General features: G+C 42.9%; 2 protein-coding genes. Both read right to left on the bottom strand.

Annotated features, from left to right (window positions below; genetic code table 11):
- Positions 1-113: 113 nt before the first annotated feature.
- The gene (locus AC6F75_RS07475; protein ID WP_500714351.1) at positions 114-1223 is read right to left on the bottom strand and encodes an ABC transporter permease subunit; all 1110 of its coding nucleotides are present in this window, start codon (positions 1221-1223) and stop codon (positions 114-116) included.
- Between the two features lie 9 nt (positions 1224-1232).
- Positions 1233-3443 carry a carboxy terminal-processing peptidase gene (locus AC6F75_RS07470; protein ID WP_500714352.1) on the bottom strand — a complete coding sequence of 737 codons (2211 nt, stop codon included), beginning with the start codon at positions 3441-3443 and terminating at the stop codon, positions 1233-1235.
- Positions 3444-3449 lie beyond the last annotated feature (6 nt).

Here is a 3449-nt window from a genome sequence, read left to right as displayed (position 1 = left end):
TGAGCTACCCGAAAGGTTTGGAAAAGAAAAAGAAGCCGAGAAAAAAGGCAAGTGTAAGCTTCCCCAAAAACAGTTTCTTCACTTGATCCTTGTATAAAACAATTAGTTAAGCCTTACCCCTTCACATCCAGTGCATCCCTCAACGCGTTGCCCATGAGCATAAAAGCCATCACGAGGCTCATTATGGCCAGACCGGGAATCACAGCGAGATAGGCTTTCCCTAAAATGATATAGGAATAATGGTCTTTAATCATCGCTCCCCAACTGGGCATTGGAGGTTGTGCGCCTATGCCCAAAAAGCTCAAACCGCTTTCAATAAGTATGGCTCCTGCAAAGTTGGCTGCAGATATCACAATTACCGGTGCCAGCACATTGGGAATGATGTGTTTTGCCACTATCCTGAAATCATTAAAGCCCAGTGCCCGTGCTGCGGTGACGAATTGCAATTGTTTTACCCCCATCACCTGCCCGCGCACCACACGGGCCACTTCTACCCACATGGTGAGTCCCACAGCAATAAACACCTGCCAAAAACCCTTGCCCAATGTGAGCGTTATTGCAATAACAAGCAACAATGTGGGGATGGACCAGGTTACGTTGATCAGCCACATGATGAGTGTGTCAATTCTTCCGCCATAATAACCGGCAATGGCCCCCAAAGTGATTCCGATAAGCAGTGAAATAAACACTGCAACAAAACCTATACTTAACGAAATGCGCATTCCCACCAACATACGGCTGAGTAGGTCACGTCCGTATTTGTCAGTTCCCAATATAAATTTTTGAGTGCTGACGTAGTATTGGGGAATTTCGGCAGGAGTAGTAGCTTTTGGAAATGCAGACAGCGGGTATTCTTTAACCAGACCTTTTATATTGCCTTCAACATATTCTTCAATGGAAATGCCTGTTGATGTGACCACAAAACTGTTGATAGGAACAGCAGTATCTGTATTTTCCTTACCAAAAAAGAAGTCGGTTACCAGGCTTTGGGTTGAAACCACGCCGGAAGGAAGTTGAAGCATCTGCACTTCAAAACCCGGTTTTTTGGAATGGATGGACACGTGCATCTGGTTGGCATTCCGGGAATCGTCAGGAGCAATGGTATAACAGAAAATGGCTGCCAGACCGCAAAGCACCAAAAAACTAAAACTAAAAACGCCCCAAAAGTTTCGTTTGAACTTTTGGAGCGCCAGTTGAGTGAGTGATGTTGCTTTAGCAGACATGGCAATAGTTTAGTCTTTTATTTTAGCAACTTTTTCCCGTTTGATATTGTTTTGTTTTAAATCTTCCAGTACATGAACGGCTTCTTCCACATAAACATCCTGACTCAGGTTTTTATGCCAGCGGGTGCGCTTTTCTGCAAGATCAGAGTCCATTCTTTTTTCTTCCTGCTCCTTGATGTGTGAACTAAATCTCAGGTTGTTTTGATAGTCTGAAAGGGCTTCAAATTGTTTGCTCCGTTCTCTGTTGCGTTCTATATCTGCAATGTAGTTGTCATAGTTCAATGGTACTATGGAGTTGTCTCTGCGCTCCTTGATCCAACGGGCTTGTTGTTCAATAAGTTTTAGTTGCTGGTTTTGTGCCATGCGCTCCTTAGAGTTGGAAATAGTTTCTTCAAGGTCAAAAATACCGTCCCAGGGCTTGTAAGAGGCAGGAGCTATTTTATCATAGGGCATCGGGTTTCTGTAATCCCTTTCGCCGACATCGATAAAGCTGAATCTGTCCGGAACCACTACATCACTTTGAACACCTTCAAGCTGGGTGGAGCCTCCGTTGATGCGGTAAAACTTTTGAGTAGTCACTTTTAGTGCTCCCAAGTCACCGTGCTGATTGTTTCGCAGCCAGCGGTTAAGGTCTATCACGTTTTGCACCGTACCTTTTCCATAGGTTTGCTTGCTTCCGATAACAATTGCTCTTTTATAATCTTGCATGGCTGCCGCCAAAATCTCTGAAGCCGAAGCTGAAATTTCATTAACCAATATGACCAGCGGACCGTCCCAATCTACAGAATTACTTCTGTCTTGCAGTACTTCTATTTTTCCGTCGCCCGAGGCTACCTGAACTACAGGGCCCTTGTCAATAAACAATCCGGCAATGTCAATAGCTGCTTTTAAAGAACCTCCGCCATTGTTTCTAAGGTCAAGCACCAATCCTTCAACTCCTTCGGTTTTTAACCTTTCGACTTCTTCTTTTACATCGCTGGCGGCATTACGTGCCTTGTAATTTGACATATCAAAGTAAAATCTGGGAAGGTCTATGAGTCCGTATTTTTTACCGTCTTTTTCAATAACAGCAGATTTGGCATAGGTTTCTTCAAGTTCAACAACATCCCTTACAATGGTGATGTCTTGAAATGAGCCATCCACTTTTTTGATGGTGAGGGTTACTTTGGTTCCTTTTGGGCCCTTGATGAGGTTTACAGCATCATCCAGACGCATCCCACCGATGCTGACAGATTCTGTTTCGCCATCCTGACGTACCCTTGTGATTAAATCGCCCACTTCCAACTCTTCACCTCTCCAGGCAGGTCCGCCGCTGATGATTTCAACCACCTTGACGCTTTCCCGTTGCTTTTGAAGTCGTGCCCCAATGCCTTCCAGTTTTCCTGACATGGCCGTATCAAAACGGTCTTTCATTTGAGGAGCCATATAATTGGTGTGGGGGTCAAACTCTTCTACGATGGCATTAATATAAATTGCAAAATAATCATCGCGGTTGAGGTCGTCCATAAACGAAAAGTAATCTTCAAGGGAAGAGAGTGTGGACTCTCTGGCTTCTTTTTCGATTTCAGCATCACTTTTTGCTATAAAGTCAGGGTTCTTTACGTTCTCTTTCACGTCGTCATCTGAAGGGAAATTGATGTTTTCACTTGTATTCTTATCCTCTTCCCTGTCTTTGCCTTCTAACTGGAATTTCTGTTCTTCCTTAATGTCATGATATGTGGAAATGGCCGAAAATTTCAACTGCTCTCTCCATCTGGCTTTGAGTTCTTCCTTGCTTTTCGCGTAAGCAATATTTTCATAATCAATATTTATGGTTTTATCTGCATAAAAATCAAAAGGTGTTTGCAGCACTTCTTTGTAAAGGGACTTTGCCTCATCCATTCGCTGCTCCAGACGGGTATGCACCAGATCAAAAAAGGAAATGTCTTTGTTTTTTAACTGGTCGTCAATCTGGTATTCATATTTGCTGAATTCTTCAATGTCTGAAGCCAGAAAATAGCGTTTCAGGGGGTCAATATCGATGATGAATTTGTTGTAAACTTCTGAGGAAAAATCATCATCAAAATCCTTATTGGCAAAATGTGTTTTTTCAAGTACATAAGTAATCAATTCTATGAGCACTTTGTCCTTTTCGGGGTCATCGATTGTTTTTGTGGTGAAACTGCAGGAAGCCGCAGCAACAAAAACGGCAAGTAGAAGTACTTTTAAATTCTTTTTCATAAATCG

The sequence above is a fragment of the Planktosalinus sp. genome (genome assembly GCF_059864935.1).
This window is presented reverse-complemented; position numbering and strand designations above follow the sequence as displayed.